This window comes from Kitasatospora sp. NPDC040550 (assembly GCF_055594965.1).
The window spans coordinates 188810-209591 of record NZ_JBVIWC010000005.1; the positions used below are offsets into that span (position 1 = coordinate 188810).

Sequence of the window (20782 nt, forward strand, 5' to 3'; positions counted from 1 at the left end):
GCGTCCTCGGCGCACCGGGTGATCAGCCGATGGTACGGAACGGGCCCGCGCCGTGCGGCGCGGGCCCGGGGAGCGGGACGGGGGCGGTCGGTCGAGGTCGGCCGAGGTCAAGCGAGGTCGGTCGAGGTCAGTCGAGGGAGGAGGACAGCCCGCCCGCGGAGCGGCAGTAGCCCTGCATCTCCTTGTTGGTGATCTTCGCGCAGAGCCGCCCGGCCGCGCCGCCGTCGGTGTAGTTGACCGTGTAGTAGCTGACCAGCCCCTCCGCGCAGGCCTTGCGCTGCCAGCCGTCGGCGGCGGTGGCGCACTGCTGGGCGGCCCAGTCCTCGCGGTCCAGGTTGTACTTCATGGTCCGGGAGCCGACCCCGCGGCTGCAGTCCACCGCCCCGCCGCTGGCCTTGCCGTTGAGGCACCACTTGAGGGCGTCGGCGTAGACCTCGGGGTGGTTCGGGTAGTCGTGCGAGGACAGGTAGAAGGTCGGGGCGTAGAAGAAGCAGGCGGACTGGAACAGCGAGGGCTGGTCCTTGCACGGGTACAGCGGGTCCTGGGCGAGCTTGTCGGCGGGCAGGTTGGCCTTGGCCTGCTCGTCCTCCTCGTCCGGGCCGAAGAGCTGCATGAACAGGCCCTCGGAGCAGCGGATCCGGTTCTGGTCGGAGGTGAACTTGTTGCACAGGTCGCGCGCCTTGGCGACGTCCTGCTTGGCGACGAACATGGTGCCGTGGCCGACGCCGTGGATGCAGGGGCCGCTGTTCTTGGGGGCGCACAGCTTGAGCAGGTCCACCTCGGGCTGGGTGGAGGCGTTGAGCATCTCCTCGACCGCGCCGTGCAGGTAGCCGGCCGCGCAGGTCTCGTGCGGGAAGGAGATGACCTTCTGGAAGTCGGCGTTGAAGCGCTTGACCGCCGCGTGGCCGAGCTCGTGCGCGATCGGGTGGCAGAAGCGCACGGTGTACGGCTTCTCCTTGGTGATCCGGTCGAGGTCGGCGAGGGCGACACCGGGGTCGGTGGCGTCCATCTCGGCCATCATCTTGTTGCGCAGCGTCGAGCGGGTCCACACCGCCGGGTCGCCGGTGGGGGTGGCGCTCGCGGCGCCGGCCGTGACCGGCTGGGCACCGGCACCGGCACCCGTGCCCGGACCGGCGGAGGCCGGGGCGGCGGAGGCCGCGGCGGGCTTCCAGTCGGTGACGGCCACCGAGCCCAGGCCCAGGACGCCCAGGAGCACGGCGGTGAGAATCGCGAAGACTCGCGGCTGCATGACGGGATCCCCCGGCGGATCGAGGTGAACGGTTCGCTCCCATCCTGACGGCACCGGGAGCGCGATCCCGCGTTTTCGCCCGCCATTCGGGAGGTGTCGGCGACGCTACCGCATCGCCGGGAGGCCCCGGCGGGCCGGGACGGCTCCCGGCGGGCGGGGCCCGCGACGGACCACCCGTTCGGGGTGGTGGGCCGTGGGCCGGGTGCGCGTCGCGCCCTCCGTGCGGGGGGACGGTGCGTCAGAGCTCCAGCGTCACCCGGTACTCCGTCAGCCAGACGTCGAGGTCCAGCGCCAGGTCGACGCCCAGCCGCACCGACCCGGGATCGGTGTCGGGGGCGAGCGCGTCGGCCAGCCGCCGCCGGTCCAGCAGCTCCAGCGCCGGGGAGGTCCGTTCGGCGGCGAGCCGGGCGAGGTCGGCGCGCAGCAGCTGCGGGTAGCGCGGGTCGGCGGTGATCGGGTACGCGCTCTTCACCCGGTCGGCGACCTCGGCCGGCAGCAGGTCCCGGACGGCGGCGCGCAGCAGGCTCTTCTGCCGCCCGTCGAAGGTCTTCATCGCCCACGGCGTGTTGAAGACGTACTGGACCAGCCGGTGGTCGCAGAACGGCACCCGCACCTCCAGTCCGCTGGCCCGGCTCATCCGTTCGTTGCGGTCGAGCAGCACGCCGGAGAAGCGGGTGAGGTTGAGGTAGGAGACCTCGCGCATCCGCCGTTCCACCGGGTCGGCCGAGGGCAGGTGCGGGACCTCGGCGAGCGCCTCCCGGTACTGGGCCCGGCGGTGGCCGGCCAGGTCGAGCTTCCGCACCAGGTCGGCGTCGAGGAGCTGCTCGCGCGGGGCGGAGCCCGGGCCGGCCAGGCCGCCGTCGAGCCGGGCGGCCCAGGGGAAGTCGTCGGCGGCGATCGCGGCCGGGTCGTGGAACCAGGGGTAGCCGCCGAACAGCTCGTCCGCGGCCTCGCCGGACAGGGCGACGGCGGCCCGCTCCCGGACGCGGCGGAAGAGCAGCAGCAGGGCGGCGTCCAGGTCGGCGAGCCCGCCCGGGAGGTCCCGGGCGCGCAGCACGGCGTGACCGCGGCGCAGCTCGGTGAGCTCGGCGGCGTCCAGCGCGATCACGTCGTGCTCGGCGCCGACGTGCCGGGCGAGCATCCGGGCGTACGGGCCGTCCGGGGTCGAGCGGGCCGGGTCGGGGTGGAGGTCCTCGTCCCGGCCGGTGAAGTCCACCGCGAGGGTGCGCAGCGGGCCGGCCCCCGACCGGCGCAGCGTCGCCGCGGCCAGCGCGGTGAGGGCGCTGGAGTCCAGGCCGCCGGAGAGCAGCGAGCAGAGCGGCAGGTCGGAGTCGAGCTGGCGGTGGACGATGTCCTCCAGCAGGGCCCGGACGGTGGCGATCGTGGACTCCAGGGAGTCGACGTGCTCGCGGGCCTCCAGCCCCCAGTAGCGGCGCTCCGTGACGCCGCCCCGGCGCACCCGGACCAGGTGCCCGGGCCGGACCTCGTGGACGCCCCGGTACGGGGTGGTGCCGGGCGTGCGGGTGAGCGAGAGCAGTTCGCGCAGCCCGTCCAGGTCGACCACCGCCCGGACCGCGGGGTGGGCCAGCACCGCTCCGGCACCGGAGCCGAACACCACGCCGTCCGGGGTGGGGTGGTAGTGCAGCGGTTTGACGCCCATCCGGTCGCGGACCAGCAGCAGCTCCTCGTGCCGGGAGTCCCAGATCGCGAAGGCGTACGCGCCGTTGAGCCGTTCGGCCAGGCCCTCGCCCCACTCCAGGTAGCCGAGCAGTACGACCTCGGTGGCGTCCCGGGTGCGGAAGCGGTGGCCGGCCGCCTCCAGTTCCGCGCGCAGTTCGCGGTGGTTGTGGACCTCGCCGCCGAAGGCGAGCACGGCCAGCGGGCGGCCGTCGTGCTCGACGGACAGCGGCTGCGCCCCGCCGTCGGGGCCGGTCGCTCCGGGGCGGCGGTGGCCGAGCGCGGCGTGCGGCTCCAGGTGGACGCCGCCGGCCTCCGGGCCGCGGCAGACCTGGGTGGCCGTCATGGCTTCGAGGACGTCCCGCTCGGCGGTGAGGTCGCGGTCGAAGGCGACCCATCCGGTGATCCCGCACATCAGCAAGCCCTCCGGTCTTCGGGTACGTGTGGCGGGGGTCACGCTACGGGCGCCCTCGGCGCGGCATCAAGAGCCTGTCCGGAAGGTGACGGCAGGGGGTCCGCGCGGTTACCCGGGCCGAAAACCGCGAAGCCTGCCCGAATTCGGGCAAGATCTTTGGCTTCGGCGAGCCGGTCCACCTAGAGTTCTCATTCGTGCCGAGCTCACCCCACCCTCACGAAGACCTCCTCGCCCACCTCTCCCGGACCAGCCCGCTCGGGCCCCGGGAAGCGGCGCGGGTCGTGGCGGAGGTGCTGGCGTACTTCTCCGAGACCACCGAGGAGTACGTCCGTCGCCGCCACGGCGAGCTGCAGGCACGCGGCCTCACCAACGAACGGATCTTCGCCCAGCTCGCCGAGGAGCTGCCCGCCCGCCGCGTCGCGGCGCCGGAGCTCTCGACCCGTCAGCTGCGCCGGATCGTCTACGGCTGAGCCCCGGGTTCATTCGCCACTACTGGAGGAGTCCACGCATGTGCGGAATCGTGGCCTACATCGGCCCCAAGGACGCGACCCCCTTCCTGCTGGAAGGCCTGGCCCGGCTGGAGTACCGCGGCTACGACTCGGCCGGCGTCGCCGTCGCCGGTCGCACCGGCGGCATCAAGCTCCGCAAGGTGAAGGGCCGGGTCGCCGACCTCGCCGCCGCCGTGCCGGCCCGCTTCAAGGGCGGCACCGGAATCGGCCACACCCGCTGGGCCACCCACGGCGTGCCCAGCGACGCCAACGCGCACCCGCACCTGGACAACGCCGAGCGGATCGCCGTCGTGCACAACGGCATCATCGAGAACGCCGACGAACTGCGCGCCAAGCTCGCCGCCGACGGCGCGGTCTTCCGCTCCGAGACCGACACCGAGGTGCTCTCCCACCTGATCGCCGCGCACACCGCCGAGGGCGTCGAACTGGAGGACGCCGTCCGCGCCGCGCTCGGCCGGGTCGTCGGCACCTACGGCATCGCGGTGCTCGACGCCGAGCAGCCCGACCGCATCGTGGTCGCCCGCAACGGCAGCCCGATCGTGCTCGGCATCGGCGAGAAGGAGATGTTCGCCGCCTCCGATGTCTCCGCCCTGGTCCGCTACACCCGCCAGGTGGTGCACCTGGAGGACGGCGAGCTCGCCACCGTCCGCGCCGACGGCTTCCGCACCTTCACCGCGGACGCCCGCACCACCCACCGTCAGCCGTCCACCGTCGACTGGGAGATCGACTCCTTCGACACCGCCGGCTACGAGCACTACCTGCTCAAGGAGATCCACGAGCAGCCCACCTCCGTCGAGCGCACCCTCAGCGGCCGGCTCGACGAGCGGTTCAGCACCGCTCACCTCGGCGGCCTCAACCTGGACGCCCGCGAACTGCGCGAGATCCGCCGGGTGAAGATCCTCGGCTGCGGATCCGCCTACTACGCGGGCGAGATGGGCGCCCAGCTGATCGAGGAGCTGGCCCGCATCCCCGCCCACAGCGAGCCCGCCTCGGAGTTCCGCTACCGCAACCCGGTGATCGAGGCCGACACCCTGTACGTCGCGGTCAGCCAGTCCGGCGAGACCTACGACACGCTGGCCGCCGTCCAGGAGATCAAGCGCAAGGGCGGCCGGGTCCTCGGCGTCGTGAACACCGTGGGCAGCGCGATCGCCCGCGAGTGCGACGGCGGCATCTACCTGCACGCCGGGCCCGAGGTGTCCGTCGCCTCCACCAAGGCCTTCACCTCCACCGTGGTCGCCTTCGCCCTGCTCGCCCTGCACTTCGGCCGGATCCACGACCTCTCGCCGGCCGACGGCCGCCGGATCGTCTCCGCCCTCAAGGCGCTGCCCGACCAGATCCGCGAGGTGCTCGACCGGTCCGACGCGATCGCGAAGCTGGCGGCCGAGTACGCCGACTCCGCCGGCATGATGTTCATCGGCCGGGTCCGCGGCTACCCGGTGGCCCGGGAGGGCGCGCAGAAGCTCAAGGAGATCTCCTACGTCCACGCCGAGGCCTACCCGGCGAGCGAGCTCAAGCACGGGCCGCTGGCCCTGATCAGCCCCGAGCTGCCGACCGTGGCCCTCGTTCCGGACGACGAGCTGCTCGACAAGAACCTCACCACCCTCGGCGAGATCAAGGCCCGCTCCGGCCGGGTCATCGCGGTCGCCCACCGCCGGCCCGAGGAGAAGCTGGCCGACCACTGCATCCTGGTCCCCAAGAGCGAGCCGGAGCTGGACCCGCTGCTCCTCAACATCCCGCTCCAGCTGCTCGCCTACCACGCGGCGGTCGCCCTCGGCCGGGACGTGGACAAGCCGCGCAACCTGGCGAAGAGCGTGACGGTGGAGTAGCCGTCAGGCGTTCGACCCCCGGGTCCCGGTCGCTGTGCGGACGGCCGGGGCCCGGTTCGCGCGGGTGGTGCTGCGGTTTCGAGATGCCGACGGGTTGTCATGACTGAAACACCGTCGGGCTGGGCATAACGACGTGGACCCACCGAAGGGCCCGGCTGACGCTCCCCCACGAGCGCAACCGGGCCCCGGGCCGGCGATCGGGCCTGGGCGTGACTCCCCCCACGGAGTGGCGACCAGGCCCGCAGCGTGTTCAACCAGCGATACGCAGAGTACATGTCATATCCACGTAGCGCTACCGAGTTCCGTTCTTCCGTTTCCGGGCCCCCGGGCGGGCCCCGGTTCGGGGGTCAGCCCGACCGGCCGGCCCGGGCGTAGGCGGCCAGGACCGAGAGGTAGCGCCGTCGGACGTCGTCGCGGTCGGCGGCCTCCGGGACGGACTCCACGTTCAGGCGTTCGATCATCTCCGCCTGTTCGAGCAGGACCCGGCGCTGCCGTTCGGTCCGGGTCTCCGCCATGATCTCGGCCAGCGCGTCCAGCTGGCGGATCAGCACGGCGGGCATGCCGTGGGCGGCCTGGCGGATCTTCTCGAACGACCGCTGGACCAGCCGCTCGTAGCTCACCGGGACGGTCATCACCCGGATGAATCCGGCCTCGTCGCGGTGGACGGGGTCCGGGTCCCAGCGGGCGGCGATCCGGCACAGGCCCTCGCCCAGCCAGTCGATGCAGGTCAGGGCGGTGAAGGTGTCGTTGACCGCGGTGGACAGGGCCCGGATGGCGATCTCCACCAACTGGTCGACGGCGAAGGCGATGTCCTGGGCGAGGGTGCGGGTCGAACCGACGACATGGGCGCGGGCGAAGCTGCGGGCCACCTCGGGCGCGGCCGAGGGCGGCCAGACGGTGGCCAGCTGGTGGCCCTGGACGAGGAAGTGCCCCGGCCGGTGGTCCAGCCGGATGACGGCGTCGAGCTCCGCGGCCATCCGGACGAGCGTGCGGTGCCGGACGAACTGGAGGTAGCCGCTGGCGGGGGCCGGGACCGTCGCCCCCGAGGTGTCCAGCCGGACGTTCAGCTCCGCGGCCGTCGGCCCCGTGCCGCCCCCGGCCGGCCGGTCCGGCTCGCCCGCGCCCGCCTCGATCGCCTCCGACAGCTCCGCCGCGATGCTCGCGATCACCCGGGGAAGCTGGATGGAGGTGGCGATGTGGTGGATGAAGAAGATCAGTACGGCGAGGTCGAGCATGACCAGCACCATGCACGCGGTGATCGACAGGTGGGGGACGAAGTCGCCCCTCGGACCCGGCCCGATGACCACCAGCGAGAGGATCGCGAAGACGAACGTCCCGACGAAGGTGCCCAGGGTCATCTGGGTGGTCCGGTCCCGGATGAAGGTGCGCAGCATCCGCGGCCCGAACTGGGTGGAGGCCAGGGTGAGCGTCACGATCATGATCGAGAACACCACGCCGACCACGGTGATCAGCGCCGCCGCGATCGCCGCCAGGACCTGTCGCGCCGAGTCGGCCGTCCCGCTGATCACCCAGGACGGCAGGCCCAGCGTCCCGTCGTAGGCCCCCCGGTCCAGCGAGACCGTGACCGCGAACAGGGCCGCCGCGAACCCGACCTCCAGCACCGGGACGACCCACAGGTTGGTCCGCAGCGCCTCGCGCCGCCACTGCGCCTCCAGGTGGACACCGCGGATCACCTCGCCCACCTCCGTACGCCCGGCCGCCGGCACACCCCCCTCGGTCACTCCCCGGACACCCACCCTAGGTTCCCGGCGGCCTCCCGGCTCGGCGCCCGCTCGACCCCGGCCGCTCGGCTCCGGTCGTGCAGTTGCGCCCGCCGACCGCGCCGGCTTGACCTTGCCACGGTGACAAGCCCTTCACTGGCGTCCAGGAGGTGGTCCTGATGACGACGTCGTCGACCGAGGACGCGAACACGGTGCGGGTGCTGCGGGGGCTGGCGCACGACGACCCGTCGGTGCGGCTGCGGGCCGCGCTGGCCGTCGGTACGAACCCTGACCCCGGGTTCGTCGACGGGCTGGTCGAGCGGTGCGCCGTCGAGCCCGACTTCCCGGTGCGGGAGATGCTCACCTGGGCGCTCACCCGCCACCCGGCGGCGGCGACCGTCCCGCCGTTGCTCGACGAGGTCCGCTCGGAGCGCGCACAGGCGCGGAGCCAGGCGCTGCACACGCTGTCCAAGATCGGCGACCGGCGGGCGTGGCCGGCCGTCACCCCGGCGCTGCTGTCGGACCCCGACGAGGAGGTGGCCCGCAGCGCCTGGCGGGCCGCGGTCGTACTGGCGCCCGAGGACGAGCGGCCCGCCCTGGCCGTAGGGTTGGCGACGCAGCTCGGGCGCGGCGGCCGGGAGGCGCAGCTGAGCCTCAGCCGGGCGCTGGTCGCGCTCGGGGAGGCGGCGGCGCCGGTCCTGACGGCCGCGACGGCGGATCCCGACCCCCGGGTGCGCGCCCACGCGCTCGCCACCCAGGCGCTGCGGCGCGACCCGGACGCCGGCTTCGAGGCGGCGATCGAGGAGGCGAAGCGCGTCGCCGTCCTCGGGACCGACCGGGAGGGGTAGCAGGAGTGTCGATCGGTGGTGGACGGTGTTGATCGGTGAGGTCGCCCGGCGGTCCGGGGTCAGTGCCCGGATGCTCCGGCACTACGAGTCACTCGGCCTGGTGCGGCCCTCGGGCCGCACCGGCTCCGGCTACCGGGAGTACTCCGACGCGGACATCCGGCGGATCTTCCACATCGAGAGCCTGCGCTCGCTCGGCCTGTCGCTGCACGACGTCGGGCGGGCGCTCGACGACCCGGGCTTCGCGCCCTCGGGGCTGGTCGAGGACCTCGTCGCCCGCACGCTGGAGCGCATCGCGGCGGAGACCGAACTGCTGACGCGGCTGCGCCGGATCGGTGCGGCGGAGCCCGCCGGCTGGGAGGACGTCCTGCGGACCGTCGCGCTGCTCCACGGGCTGGAGTCGAAGAGCGCGGGGGCGCGGCAGCGCGCGGCCCTGGCCGCGACCGAGGACGCCCCCGTCCCGTTGGAGGCGCTGGCCGAGGCGGTGCTGGCCGAGTCGGACCCGAACGCCGCCGGGGCCCTGCGATGGGCGTTGGCGCAGGCCGGCGAGGCGGCGGTGGCCCTGCTGGCGCCGGGCCTCGGCTCGCCCTCGGCCGAGGTGCGGGAACGCGCCGTCCGCTCCGTCGCCGAGATTCCGGCCGACGCGGCCACCGCGCTGCTGCGGGACGCCCTGGCCGGCCCCGATCCGGTGGTCCGCCGGTACGCGGCCCTGGCGCTCGGGGCCAGGCGGGTGGCCGACGCCGTCCCGACGCTCATCGACATGATCGTCGAGGAGCGCAACGACGCCGACGCGGCCGATGCGCTGGCCGCGCTGGCGAACGGCGCCGCCGACGCCGGTGAACCCGCCCTGGCGGACCGGATCGCCGGGCGGCTCGTCGAGCGCCTGGCCCGGGACGGGGTCGACCAGCCCGCCCGGCGGCGGCTGACCCAGGCGCTCGCGGACATCCCGGGGAGCACGGCGACGGGCGCGCTCGCCGGGCTGGCGCGGGACGCCGACCGGGTGGTCGCGCTCACGGCGGGGTACGTGCTCACGCTGCGCGGCGCGCGGTAGCGGACTCCCGCGCGGCCGCGCGGCCGAACGGTGGCGGCGGGCCGGTCAGCCGGCGCTGCTGATCCGCAGGACGCCGGTGGTGGTGCCCTGGTAGACCACGCCGCCGGGGGCGATGGAGCCGACCATCTGGAGGGTGTCGAAGAGGAAGCCCGCGCCGAGGTAGTGGGTGCGGGTGACGGCGCCGGTGCGGGGGTCGACCTCGGCGTAGAAGTACGGATCGAGGATCGAGGTGGCGTCGGTGCCCGGGATGACCGGCCGGCGCAGCACGGTGTGGATCAGGCCGTCACCGGTGGACAGCCGCGGCACGGCGGCGGAGCGCACGGTGGTGTCCCAGACGAGGTCGCAGCCGGAGCCGTCGGTGCGGACGTCGACCCGGCTGAGGCCGCCGGAGAAGCGGCCGGAGGCGGGCACGCTGGGGCCGGCGTCGGCGGGCAGCTCGGGGTACGGGTAGCCGTAGGTGCCGGCGACGAAGACGGCGTTCCCGGCGCCGACCGGGGAGTTCTCGCTGCCGCTGCCGCCCGCTTCGAGGACGGGGACGGAGCAGACCTCGGAGCCGTCGGCGGTGCGGTAGACCAGCAGGTGTACGGTCGGCGCGGCGTTGTCGACGACGGTGACGTAGTCGGTGCCGGTGCGCGGGCCGAAGAAGGTCGGCGTGGAGCCGGTGCCCCAGCTGAGCTGTCCGGGCTTGCGGCCCGGTCCGCGGTCGTACGGCCGGCGCCAGGCGATCCGCGGAGTGCCGTCGGCCTCGGCGGTCAGCAGGTAGGTGGCGTGGGTGGTGGCCACCAGGGTGCCGGCCGGGGCGGTGGAGATGGAGTTGGCGACCTTCTCCCCGGCCGGGAGGGCGAGGGTGCGGACGGTGCCGGTGCGGTCGTCGGCGGTGCCGACCACCCCGCCGCCGGTGGCGAACCAGACCCGGCCCTGCCAGTCCGGGGACAGGCCGGTCACGGCGTCGCCCTCGGGCACGGCGCCGGCCAGCGACAGCCGGCTGTCCACGGTCAGCGCCCAGGCGCCGGTGGCGGTGCGGTGGTGGCCGATCCGCAGCAGGTCACGGTTGCCGTCCACCACGACCAGGCGGTCGTCCTGGTCCAGGTAGGCGTACACGCCGCCGAGCAACGAGCCCTTGGTGAGCGGGAGTTCGGCGACGGAACCACCGTCGGCCGGGTCGAGCAGGTGGACCGTCGGGACGAGGCCGAAGATCGTGGTGCAGAGCGCGACCGGGCGTCCGTCCGAGCCGACCAGCACCGTCGGGCAGGCGGACCGGAGGGCCACCCGCTCGGAGTCGAGCGGGCCGGGCTTCGGGCCGGGCAGCGGGGTGGCGTCGGAGGAGCCGGTGTCGCCGTGCATGGTGGCGGTGCCGTCGGGCCCCGCGTACGGGTTGTGCGGCGGGAGCGGGCCGAACGGGCTGTCGCCGGACGGGCCGGCGGCGTGGGCCGGGACGGCGAGGGCGAGCAGGGCGGCGGTCACGAGTGCGGGCAGCGCGAGGCGCATGGGAGTCCCCATCGGGAGGAGGAGCGGGCGGCGTGGTGGTGCACGTGATCGCCCGGATGGGGGTTCCCGACGGCGCCGGGGGCGCCGGGCTGATCACCGCGTCAGAGCGCGCGGTGACAGATCGCCGAGCACGCGTGCCCGAGGTCGACGGCGAGTCGACGGCTCAGGTGCGTGTGGCGGTTCATGCGGCCAGCATGGACCACTGACACTTTGTCGCACAAGCGTCCGTCCGGCCCGTGGACCCCGCCGGAGCGGCGGGGTCGGGGCGGGCCGGCCGCTACCGGTCAGAACACCGAGCAGCCGGAGAGCGTGGTGAGGGTGTCCAGGGCGGTCACGGCGGCGACCGAGTTGCCGGCCTGGTCGAGGCGGGGGCCCCAGGCGCAGACGGCCGCGCGGCCGGGAAGTATGGCGAGGACGCCGCCGCCGACGCCGCTCTTGCCGGGCAGGCCGACGCGGAAGGCGAACTCGCCGGCGGCGTCGTAGGTGCCGCAGGTGAGCAGGACGGCGTTGAGGCGCTTGGCCTCGCTGCGGCTCATCAGGCGGGTGCCGTCGGTGCGCACGCCGTAGCGGGCGAGGAAGGCGCCGGCGAGCACGAGGTCGCGGCAGCTGGCGGCGATGGCGCAGTGCGCGTAGTAGTGGTCCAGCACGGTGTCCACCGGGTTCCGCAGGTTGCCGTGGCTGGCGATGAAGTGGGCGAGCGCCGCGTTGCGGTGGCCGTGCTCGGCCTCGGAGACGGCGACCACCGGGTCGGTGTCCAGCAGCCGGTTGCCGGACTCGCGGCGCAGGAACTGCCGTACGGCGCCGGAGGCGTCACCGGTCAGGGACTGCAGGCGGTCGGTGACCACCAGGGCGCCCGCGTTGATGAACGGGTTGCGCGGGATGCCGTGCTCGGTCTCCAGCTGGACCAGCGAGTTGAAGGGGTTGCCGGAGGGCTCCCGGCCGACGCCCCGCCAGAGGTCCTCGCCGCCGTCGGTGCTGTAGGCGAGGGCGAGCGCGAGCGAGAACAGCTTGGAGACGCTCTGGATCGAGAACGGCTGCTCCCAGTCGCCGACACCGTGCAGCTCGCCGTCGACGGTGGCCACGGCCATGCCGAAGGACTCCGGGTCGGCCTCGGCGAGAGCAGGGATGTAGTCGGCGACGTGGCCCCGGCCCGTGGTCGCCCGGGCGGCCGCCTCGGAGGCGGCCAGCAGGACCGGGTAGTCCAGGTTCTCCACATCGAACACGGTTCTTCACTCCACGCACGGACGGTACGGACACGATCCGGCCGGGGGCCGCCCTGCGGCGGCACCCGGTCCGACCTGTGATTATCCGTGTTCGGGGGAGTGCTGTGCGCCAGGCGGGGGAGGCCGGCCGTAGGGCCCGTCTGCAAACCCCCGCCTGCGGGGCGACGACGGGGGTTTGAAGACGGGCCCTACGGCGCGTCGGTCGGGGCCTGGACCGGCGGGCCGGTCAGCAGGGTGCCGGAGTCCGTGTAGGGCCAGCCGTTCGGGACGCAGCCGTGCAGGCCCTTGATCTGCTGCATCATCACCGGCGCCGGGGCGCCCGGGCCCGGGCAGTCGACGTGGCCGTTGCCGAGGATGTGCCCGACCTCGTGGTTGATCGCCAGCGCGTGGTACAGCTCCGGTTGGTTCCGGTAGAAATCGGACAGCTCGGTCCAGCGCTTGAGATTGATCACCACCTGGTGCTGGACGCCGCAGTTGACCCAGCCGCCGGTGTCCAGCCCGTACTGGCCGCAGATCCGGTCGGTGGAGCCCGGGGTCGCCAGGTAGACCGTGAAGTCCACCGGGTCGGCGGCCATCCGCTGGAACGACGCCGTGTTACCGGCCGCCCAGCCGCGCCGGGTGTTGCCGAGGACGGCGTCCACCTCGGCGGCGAACTGCGCCGGGCTCTCCGCGATGCCGTCCTCCACCCGCACCTTGTAGCGGTACAGGTGCTCCCCGGTGCCGAAGCGGGCGGAGCCGCCGGGGGCGGTGGTGAAGGCCAGTGGCGCGGGCTCGCTGCGCCAGGGCTGCCACCACAGCAGGCCGGCGGTCACCGCCGTGACCAGGGCCAGGGCGAGCACGGCGTGCCAGGGCCGCCAGCGGCGCGGGCGGGCGGCGGCCGCCGTCATCGGCCGCTGCCCGCCGCCGCACGGCCGTGCGTTCGGCGTATTCGGTGGGTCGCGGAGGCGGTGGTGTCGGCCATGGCGGTGGTGCAACTCCTGGGCGGGCTCAAAACGGGGTACATCAGGAGGAACGGTCCGGCTGTGGCGGGGGGTTCAGTCCGCCGCCGGGAGCCGGGGTCGGCGGCAGGGCCCCGGGGGCCAGGGCGTCGCGGAACTCCTGGGCGAGGGCCAGGAGTTCGTCCGGGGATTGCGCCGCGTGGTGCAGGTCGATCAGCGGCTCCGCACCCAACTCCCGTACGGCGGCGGCCAGGTAGTCGGCGATCTGGGCGACCGTGCCGCGCTGGGGGACGTCGCCGTCGGGCACCGGGGCGGCGGTGACCACCGGGTTCACCCGCAGTACCAGGCGCAGCGCCCCCGGATCGCGGCCGACGGCCCGGGCGGAGTCCCGGACGCGCTCCCAGAGCGGGCGCAGGGCCGGCAGCGGCAGGCCGACGCCCAGCCAGCCGTCGGCGCGCCGCCCGACCCGCTCCAGCGCGGCCGGGCTCACCCCGCCCAACAGGACGGGCGGGCGCGGCCGTTGGGTCGGGCGGGCCAGGACGGTCGACGGCGGGACGGTCCAGAGCTCACCGCTGTGCCGGACGTCGGTGCCCCCGGTCCAGAACGCCTCCAGCACGTCCAGGGTCTCCTCCAGCCGGGCCGCCCGGCCCCGCCACGGGACGCCGACCGCCCGGTACTCGTCCTCGGACCAGCCGAGCCCGAAGCCGACGTCGAGGCGGCCGGCGCTGAGCAGGTCGATCGTCGTCAGGGTGCGGGCGAGCAGGGCCGGGGGGTACCAGGGCGCGTTGAGGGTGCTGGTGCCCAGCCGGGCCCGACTCGTCGCGCCGGCGGCGGCGGTCAGCAGGGTGAGCGGGTCGAGGAAGGTCCGGTGGCTCTCCGGAACGGCGCTGTCGCCGCCGGGGTACGGGGTCCGCGGGGCGTTGGCGACCAGGAGCCGGTCGGCCGTCCAGAGCCGGTCGTAGCCGAGCGCCTCGGCCGCGGCGGCGACCCGGACGGTCAGGGCGGGGTCGGCGAATCGGCCGTACTGGGGGAGGGCGAGTCCGAGAGGCATGAGGTGCTTCCGCCTTCCGTGCGGGGGCCGGAGCACCCAGTGTCGGCCGACGGGCACCCGGAACGCCAGGCGGCGGCGGCTCCCGTCGGGCGGGCGGCGCCGCCGGTTCCCGGAACCACTCGAAGGTGCCACCCGTGCGGCGTGTTCCTGGGGATCGCCGCCGGAATCGGCTGTTGTGGTGCGGGTCGATCACGACGACCCGCACCGCGATCCGCAGTGCGGCCCGCGCTGCACCCCGCACCACGACCCGTAACCGGAGGCACCGTCATGTCCATCACCACCGTCCTCACCGTCGACGGCATGAGCTGCGGCCACTGCGAGAGGACCGTCAGCGCGGGGATCGCCGCCCTCCCCGGGGTCACCGAGGTCGTCGCGGACGCGCCCAGCGGGCGGGTCACCGTGGCCTCCGCCCAGCCGTTGGAGACCGCCGCGGTCCGCAGCGCCGTCGACGGGGCCGGCTTCACCCTCGTCGACGAGATCTGACCCCGGACGGGCCGGGGGCCCGCCGCCCCGGTACGGCGGGCCCCACCCGGCTCAGCCCATGCTCTTCGCGCCGTCCAGGGACTCGCGGACGATGTCGGCGTGGCCCGCGTGCTGGGCGGTCTCGGCGATGACGTGCAGCAGCACCCGGCGGGCCGACCACTCGGCGTCCGCCTCGAACCAGGGCGCCTTCGGCAGCGGCTGGGTCGCGTCCAGGTCCGGCAGGGCGGCCACCAGCTCGTCCGTCCGGCCGGCCACCTCGGCGTACTCGGCGAGCACCCCGGCCAGCGTCTCGCCCGGCAGCAGCCGGAACTCGTCGGCGCGGCGGGCGAAGTCGGCCTCGGTCATGGCGGAGAAGTCGGGCATCGCGGACGGGCCCTCCACGATGAAGTTCGCCCACAGCCGCTCCACCGTGGTCACGTGCTTGACCAGGCCGCCCAGGCACAGCTCGCTCGCACAGGTCCGCAGGCCGGCCTGCTCGTCGGTGAGGCCGCGCGTGGTGAAGCGCAGGAAGTGCCGCTGCTTCTCCAGGGCGACCAGGAGGTCGGCGCGCTCGCCGGTGACGGCGGTGGTGACGGCGGTGGTGGCGGTAGTGGTGGCGGTGGCGGGGGTGCTGGGGGTGGTGGTCGCGGTCATGGCTCCGGCCTTCCGTTCGGGTCCTGCTCGGTGGCTGCTCGATGGCTGCTCAGTGGTGCCCGGGGGGCTCGCTCCCCCTGACGAGAACCACGTTACGGAGCATTGCGGCCACTTCCTGTCCTGAATAGCGCCCAGAATCGGGACATGGCGAACACCAGCACCCGCACCCTGCGACTGCTCTCCCTGCTCCAGACCCACCGGTACTGGCCCGGCGAGGAACTCGCCGACCGGCTCGGCGTCTCCGTCCGCACCCTGCGCCGCGACATCGACCGGCTGCGCGACCTCGGCTACCCCGTCGAGGCCCAACGCGGCGTCGACGGCGGCTACCAGCTGGCCGCCGGTGCGGCCCTGCCCCCGCTGGTCATCGACGACGAGGAGGCGGTCGCCCTCGCGGTCGGGCTCCAGGCGGCGGCCGACAGCCCGGTGGAGGGGGTCGCCGAGGCCTCCGTCCGGGTCCTGGCCAAGGTCGTGCAGGTGATGCCGGGCCGGCTGCGCCGCCGGGTCGAGGCGCTGCGCGCCGTCACCGTCCCCGTCGACTGGGGCACCGCCCCCGCCTCCCGCGTCGACCCCGACGCGCTCACCGCCGTCGCCCTGGCCTGCCGGGACGACGAACGGCTCCGCTTCTCGTACACCGCCGCCTCCGCGCGGCGCACCGAGCGGCACGTCGAACCGCACCGGCTGGTCAGCCTCGACCGGCGCTGGTACCTGGTCGCCTACGACCTCGACCGCGGCGACTGGCGCACCTTCCGCCTGGACCGCCTCACCGCCGCCGAGGCCACCGGCGCCCGCTTCGCGCCCCGCACCCTCCCGGCCGCCGACGCCGCCGAGTTCGTCCGCGCCGGCCTCAACGCCATGCCCCGCCCCCACCGCGTCGAGGCCCTGGTGGAGGCCCCCGCCGAGCACGTCCGCGCCCACGTCGGCCGCTGGGGTGACGTCGACGCGGTGGACACCACCCGCTGCCGCCTGCGGATGACCGCCGACTCCCTGGACTGGCCCGCCATGGCCCTCGGCTCCCTCGGCGCCGAGTTCCGGATCGTCCACCCGCCGGAACTGCGGGCACTGATCGCGGAGTGGTCCACCCGCTTCGGCCGGGCGGCGGAAGGCGGCCCGGAGGAGTAGGAAGTCGGCCTGGCCGACTTCCGGTGCGGGGTGGGGTTGTCGGCGTGGTGGTCCATGCTGCCGGGCATGAACGAGGACGATTTCTGGCGGCTCATCGAGGAGTGCCGATGGGCCGGGCCCGACCCGGACCCCGATGCGGAACGGCTCGCCGCCGCTCCGGCGGCGCGACTGACGGCCGCCGGGCTGCCCGCTGTCATCGGGTTCGCCGAACAGCCGGCCACCGCCCTGTGCCGGCTCGACCGCTGGGAGTTCGGTGCCGACCTGTCGGGGGACGCATTCCTTTACACCCGCGCGGCCGTCGTCGCAGCGGGCCGGGCCGAGTACGGGGCCGTGCTCGGCGATCCGGCCCGGTTCCGTCCGTACGCCCGCGACCTCGTCCGGGCCGAAGCCCTGCTGTACGTCCCGGACCGGGCCCACCGGCGCCTCACCGGGCGCGAGTGGGAGCACTCCACTCGCCACAGCTACGAGTCGTTCTCGAATGCCGAAGGCTGGGCGGACCGTTGAGCTGCGCGGTGTAGGAAGTCGGTCGGGTCGACTTCTGGTGTGGGGGTGTTGCTGTGGCGGTTCGGCGATGTGTGATCGTTGTGGGCCCGGCTCTGGTGGGTTGGTGGCGGGAGAAGTGGCGGGCGGCGTATGGGGTGGAGCCGGAACGGCCGGGCTTCGTAGGGTCGTTACGCCGGCCGGAGGGCGGATGGGGGTGGGTGTGGCACTCGTCAGGGTGTGGCGGATCAAGGGGCTGTTTCGGGAGGCGGACCGCAGGTACCGGGGGGCGGACCTGAGGCTGGAGGGGGTGGCTCGACTCCTCGCCCTGCCGGGGCGGCGTCGGGCTCGGAGGCTGCGGCTCGCGCGTGCCCAGTGGCTGCGGGCGGTGGAGGAGGATCCGGACCTGGCGCTGACGGCGCTCGCTGACGCGGTGCTGAACGGACTGGACGTGGCGACCGGCGAGTTCGTCGACGCGGCGCTGGCCCGGTGGATCCGTTCCGGTCCGCGGGGCCGCTTGGAGCGGGACACCTACGAGCGGTTGCGGGAGGCCCTGGCCACGACCGGCCGGTCCCTGGTCGTGCGGCTGACCGACCTGTACCGGGGGGAGCCGGGGCTGCGGGAGCACCACAGGGCCCCGGAGGTGCGCGACATGCTGATGGAGTACCACCCGGAGCACCCGCCGATGGAGCTGCTGATGGCGGTAGGCCCGCTGGGTTCGGCGGCGGACTGGTGGTGCGACCTCGGCTACCGGGCGATCGAGGACGGTGATCTGGAGCTGGCCGACCGGCACTTCACCCGGTCGCGCGACCTCGGCTGTCAGCACGTGCGGAAGTGGGTTGTGTACCTCGTGCTGCTGCGGGTGGCGGAGGTCGGCGACCGGGTGCAGGTGCGCGATGCCCTCAGGACGGCCCGTGAGCTGCATCCCGCCCTCGACCACGAGCAGTTGTTCTACCTGGACTGCCGGGCCGTCCTCGCCGGTGCGGAGCCGGATGTGGAGGCGATGGTGCGGTTGCGGGTGGACCGGCCGGACCTGCGCCAGCTGTGGCTGGCCCAGCACTTCCTCCGGATCGGGAAGCCCGTCCTGGCCCGTGCGAGGCTGCGGTCGTGCGTGCGGAAGGCCGAGAAGCTGACCCAGGACCGGTACTGGTACCTGGGCAGGCGTGACGACGATCCCGATCCGTCCGACGTCCTGCGCATGGCCAAGGCCCAGCTGGCCCGGCAGGACGGGCGTGCGCAGGACGGGTGTGAGTCGGCGGGCCCGGACGCCCGCCTGCTGCCTTCGGTGGACCGGTTCGACCCGGGCTATCTGCACGAGGCGCCGCCGAGCCCGTAAGAGCGAGCCCGTAGCGGAGAACCCTTGGCGCCGAGCCCGTAGCGCCGACGGCTCTTGCGTCCGGTGGGCTTCACGGGGCGATGGACTCGATGGTGGGGCGCAGGCACCACAGTACGGCTGGGAGTTCGGGGAGAGGCGGGTTGGCGAGGGCGAGGCGGATGGCGTTGGGGTGGTGGGGGCCGGTGGCGAAGGCGTCGGCGGTGGCGATGAGGATGCCCCCGGCGGTTCCTCGACCGTACCTCAGGTACCGGAGGTACCTGAGGCCGGATATTCGCTTGGCCGACGGCGACGGGCCGGGCGATCATGGCAGGATGTCCGATCTGCTCGAGCGGGTAGCCGCCTTCCATGTCGCCTTCGCCCGCCGTCAGGCGGCCGAGGTCGTCGAACTGCCCGAGTTCCCGGGGGTCTTCGCCGTGCGGAACCCGGAGTTCGCGCTCTCCCACGAGCACAACCATCTGGTCGTCACCGGACCGGGCACCGACCCGGCGGCCCTGCCGGGGCTGGCGGCGCGCTGGCTCGGGCAGCGCCGGCAGTACGCGATCACCGTGCTGGACGAGGCGTGGGGCGAGCGGGCCGCGCCGGTACTGGCCGGGGCCGGGTACGAACGCAGCGCCGTGGTGGTCATGGCCAGGGACACGGCGGGCTGTTCGCTGCCCGAACCGGCCGCCCTGCCGACGGAGTTCGCCGAACTGCGGGAGACCGTCCTGCGGCAGCAGCGGGAGTGGTACGAGGACGCGGAACTGCTCCGGCAGCTCACCGACCGCCGGCCGGCCAGGCGGCGCGGTGCCGAGCAGGTACACTTCCTGGCCGCCCGGGCGGCGGACGGCGAGGTCGCCGCCTGGGTCGACCTCTACCTCGAACCGGCCGCCGGGCTGGCCCAGTTGGAGGACCTGGTCACCGCGATCCCGCACCGTGGGGCCGGTCACGGTGACACCCTGCTGGCCAGCGGCCTGGCCCTGGCGGCGGCGGCCGGGATCCCGCAGCTGTTCCTGCTCGCGGACGCGGTCGACTGGCCGCGCACCTGGTACGCGCGCCGGGGCTTCGTCGAGATCGGCCGCAGCCTGTCGTTCCAGACGAGCTGACGGCCCGCCGACAGCCCTTTGACGGCCCGGGCGTCGGCGGTCGTACGGGTGCGCCAGGATGGGGGCATGAACACGGAACGGGCCCTGCCCGGTGACCTGATGGCCGTCGACACCCCGGCGCTGCTGCGACTGGAGGAGCGGGCCGCCGGCCTCGGCCTCCCCCAGCGGCTGGACCCGGCGTGGCTGACGGCGCACGCGGCGCCCGAGGGGCGGCACTACCTGCGGGCGGTGCTGTGGCACGGGCTGTCCCACCGTCCGGAGCTGCCAGCCCAGTTGCGCTGCGAACTGGTGCTGGAGCTGCGGACCGGCGAGCAGGTGCTGAGCCTGCTGGACGTCCTGTCCGAGGAGTTCGAGCGGCTGACGGCGGTGACGTCCCGGGACGAGGGCCTGCCGGTGGCCCGGCTCCTGGGCGGCGGCGGGCTGCGGTCGGTCAGGGAGTACTCGGCCGGGGAGCAGCCGGAGTTCGACGAGGGGCTGCGGGGCTGACCGGCCCGGCCGCCGCCCGCCCGCAGTGGTCGGCGACGGTGTCGGCGAAGGCCCGGGCGAGCGGGCCCAGGGTGAGCCACTCGCGCGCGGCCCAGCCGACGGTGAGGCCCGGGAGGTCGGGCAGCGGGACCAGCCGCAGCCCGGGGTGGCCGGGGCCCTGCCACTCGGGGAGCGCGGGCACGACGGCGTGCCCGAGGCCGAGTTCGGCGAGCAGGATCGCGGTGTCCCAGTCGGTGACGCTGGTGTCGAAGACCGGTCGGATGCCCGACTTGCCGAGCCAGTCGTCCAGTTGGGAACGGGAGACCGAGTTCTGCGGCAGTCCGATCAGCCGGGCGTCCTGGAGGTCGACGGGTTCGATGCGCTCCCGGGCGGCGAGCGGGTCGGCGGCCGCCACGGCGAGCACCCACGGCAGGTCGGCGACGGGACGTTGCTCGATGCCGCGGACGGGCGTGCCCAGGGTGATCCAGGCGAGGTCGACCTGCCCGGCGGTGAGCGCGTCCAGACAGCTGCGGCTGGAGACACCGGTCTGGAACTCCAGGCTGACCTGCGGGAACCGTTCGCGGAAGTCGACCACGGCGGCGGACATGAAGTGCCGGATGCTGGTGGCGCCGGTGGTGATCCGCACCGATCCGCCCTCGCCGCGCGCGAGTTCGGCGATGGTGCGCAGCGCGTGGTCGATGCCGCCCAGTCCGTTGGCCACGGCGGTCTGCAGCTGGCGTCCGGCCTGGGTGGGCACCACGCCGCGCGGGTGCCGCTCGATCAGGGTGAGGCCCAGTTCGCGCTCCAGCCGCTTCACGTGCTGGCTGACGGCGGACTGGCTGCACGCCAGGTCGCGGGCGACGGCGCTGAGCGAGCCGGCCCGGCAGACGGCGGCGAAGACGCGGAGGTCGTCGAGGGTCACGGACGCCCAGGGTACTGCCGGATCCGGGGCGGTTCGAGACGGGGCCCGACCCAAGCCAGACCTTGGAAGTTCCCCAGGAAATCAGCGGATTGACTTGGAAGTCCGGCAGCCTCGATCATCGATGGCAGGGCCCGCAGGAGGGCGGCAACCCGCCCGCTGCCTTCGCGGCGCTCCGGACGCGTAGAGGCGGGGGCGGGGCGGGTGCCGACCCGTAGGTATCCGCGCGTGCCCGTGCGCACGGGCACGTCGGGCAGTGGAGGGGGAACGGA

Annotated in this window: 20 protein-coding genes; 11 read left to right on the forward strand and 9 right to left on the reverse strand. The window is 74.3% G+C overall.

Going from position 1 to position 20782, the window contains the following annotated elements:
• Positions 1–127: 127 nt before the first annotated feature.
• A complete protein-coding gene (locus tag ACZ58X_RS10450; RefSeq protein WP_470333247.1) occupies positions 128–1249 on the reverse strand; it encodes a hypothetical protein in 1122 nt (373 codons plus the stop codon).
• A 238-nt stretch (positions 1250–1487) separates the two neighbouring features.
• On the reverse strand, positions 1488–3341 hold the full coding sequence (gene asnB, locus ACZ58X_RS10455) for an asparagine synthase (glutamine-hydrolyzing) (RefSeq protein ID WP_470333248.1): 1854 nt from the start codon (positions 3339–3341) through the stop codon (positions 1488–1490).
• 194 nt (positions 3342–3535) lie between these two features.
• On the opposite strand from asnB, the gene ACZ58X_RS10460 reads away from it, so the two are divergent.
• Positions 3536–3811 carry a hypothetical protein gene (locus tag ACZ58X_RS10460; protein WP_470333249.1) on the forward strand — a complete coding sequence of 92 codons (276 nt, stop codon included), beginning with the start codon at positions 3536–3538 and terminating at the stop codon, positions 3809–3811.
• A 38-nt stretch (positions 3812–3849) separates the two neighbouring features.
• Entirely contained in the window at positions 3850–5676 is a 1827-nt protein-coding gene (gene glmS / locus ACZ58X_RS10465) for a glutamine--fructose-6-phosphate transaminase (isomerizing) (RefSeq protein WP_470333250.1), read from the forward strand.
• 347 nt (positions 5677–6023) lie between these two features.
• Here the strand turns inward: glmS and ACZ58X_RS10470 are convergent, their stop codons facing one another.
• Positions 6024–7370: a DUF2254 domain-containing protein gene (locus ACZ58X_RS10470; protein WP_470333251.1), complete on the reverse strand. Its 1347-nt coding sequence runs from the start codon at positions 7368–7370 to the stop codon at positions 6024–6026.
• Between the two features lie 206 nt (positions 7371–7576).
• Between ACZ58X_RS10470 and ACZ58X_RS10475 the strand changes: the two genes are divergently transcribed.
• On the forward strand, positions 7577–8245 hold the full coding sequence (locus tag ACZ58X_RS10475) for a HEAT repeat domain-containing protein (RefSeq protein WP_470333252.1): 669 nt from the start codon (positions 7577–7579) through the stop codon (positions 8243–8245).
• A 25-nt stretch (positions 8246–8270) separates the two neighbouring features.
• Positions 8271–9293, forward strand: a complete 1023-nt coding sequence (locus ACZ58X_RS10480) for a MerR family transcriptional regulator (RefSeq protein WP_470333253.1) — start codon at positions 8271–8273, stop codon at positions 9291–9293.
• Positions 9294–9338: 45 nt separating this feature from the next.
• Here the strand turns inward: ACZ58X_RS10480 and ACZ58X_RS10485 are convergent, their stop codons facing one another.
• Positions 9339–10781, reverse strand: a complete 1443-nt coding sequence (locus ACZ58X_RS10485) for an NHL repeat-containing protein (protein WP_470333254.1) — start codon at positions 10779–10781, stop codon at positions 9339–9341.
• 32 nt (positions 10782–10813) lie between these two features.
• Here ACZ58X_RS10485 and ACZ58X_RS10490 point away from each other — a divergent pair, with 32 nt between their 5' ends.
• On the forward strand, positions 10814–10987 hold the full coding sequence (locus tag ACZ58X_RS10490) for a hypothetical protein (RefSeq protein WP_470333255.1): 174 nt from the start codon (positions 10814–10816) through the stop codon (positions 10985–10987).
• A gap of 78 nt (positions 10988–11065) precedes the next feature.
• Here ACZ58X_RS10490 and ACZ58X_RS10495 read toward each other — a convergent pair whose 3' ends face one another.
• From ACZ58X_RS10495 to ACZ58X_RS10505, 3 genes are all read right to left on the reverse strand, one after another.
• Positions 11066–11986, reverse strand: coding sequence for a glutaminase (locus ACZ58X_RS10495; protein WP_470333394.1), 921 nt, complete (start codon positions 11984–11986; stop codon positions 11066–11068).
• A gap of 206 nt (positions 11987–12192) precedes the next feature.
• Complete coding sequence (locus ACZ58X_RS10500; RefSeq protein ID WP_470333256.1) at positions 12193–12891, reverse strand: DUF3152 domain-containing protein; 699 nt, start codon at positions 12889–12891, stop codon at positions 12193–12195.
• Between the two features lie 115 nt (positions 12892–13006).
• Positions 13007–13993 carry a TIGR03619 family F420-dependent LLM class oxidoreductase gene (locus ACZ58X_RS10505; RefSeq protein WP_470333257.1) on the reverse strand — a complete coding sequence of 329 codons (987 nt, stop codon included), beginning with the start codon at positions 13991–13993 and terminating at the stop codon, positions 13007–13009.
• A 267-nt stretch (positions 13994–14260) separates the two neighbouring features.
• Between ACZ58X_RS10505 and ACZ58X_RS10510 the strand changes: the two genes are divergently transcribed.
• Positions 14261–14476 carry a heavy-metal-associated domain-containing protein gene (locus tag ACZ58X_RS10510; protein WP_470333258.1) on the forward strand — a complete coding sequence of 72 codons (216 nt, stop codon included), beginning with the start codon at positions 14261–14263 and terminating at the stop codon, positions 14474–14476.
• Between the two features lie 51 nt (positions 14477–14527).
• Here ACZ58X_RS10510 and ACZ58X_RS10515 read toward each other — a convergent pair whose 3' ends face one another.
• On the reverse strand, positions 14528–15109 hold the full coding sequence (locus tag ACZ58X_RS10515) for a DinB family protein (protein WP_470333259.1): 582 nt from the start codon (positions 15107–15109) through the stop codon (positions 14528–14530).
• A 144-nt stretch (positions 15110–15253) separates the two neighbouring features.
• Here ACZ58X_RS10515 and ACZ58X_RS10520 point away from each other — a divergent pair, with 144 nt between their 5' ends.
• From ACZ58X_RS10520 to ACZ58X_RS10540, 5 genes are all read left to right on the forward strand, one after another.
• Positions 15254–16228: a helix-turn-helix transcriptional regulator gene (locus ACZ58X_RS10520; protein ID WP_470333260.1), complete on the forward strand. Its 975-nt coding sequence runs from the start codon at positions 15254–15256 to the stop codon at positions 16226–16228.
• A 66-nt stretch (positions 16229–16294) separates the two neighbouring features.
• Positions 16295–16732, forward strand: coding sequence for a DUF4240 domain-containing protein (locus tag ACZ58X_RS10525; RefSeq protein ID WP_470333261.1), 438 nt, complete (start codon positions 16295–16297; stop codon positions 16730–16732).
• 286 nt (positions 16733–17018) lie between these two features.
• Entirely contained in the window at positions 17019–18044 is a 1026-nt protein-coding gene (locus tag ACZ58X_RS10530; RefSeq protein ID WP_470333262.1) for a hypothetical protein, read from the forward strand.
• A 311-nt stretch (positions 18045–18355) separates the two neighbouring features.
• Positions 18356–19126 carry a GNAT family N-acetyltransferase gene (locus ACZ58X_RS10535; RefSeq protein WP_470333263.1) on the forward strand — a complete coding sequence of 257 codons (771 nt, stop codon included), beginning with the start codon at positions 18356–18358 and terminating at the stop codon, positions 19124–19126.
• Positions 19127–19192: 66 nt separating this feature from the next.
• The gene (locus ACZ58X_RS10540; RefSeq protein WP_470333264.1) at positions 19193–19612 is read left to right on the forward strand and encodes a hypothetical protein; all 420 of its coding nucleotides are present in this window, start codon (positions 19193–19195) and stop codon (positions 19610–19612) included.
• On the opposite strand, the gene ACZ58X_RS10545 is transcribed toward ACZ58X_RS10540, so the two are convergent.
• Positions 19557–20513, reverse strand: a complete 957-nt coding sequence (locus ACZ58X_RS10545; protein WP_470333265.1) for a LysR family transcriptional regulator — start codon at positions 20511–20513, stop codon at positions 19557–19559. The two genes, ACZ58X_RS10540 and ACZ58X_RS10545, sit on opposite strands and share 56 nt — an antisense overlap.
• Positions 20514–20782: the final 269 nt, after the last annotated feature.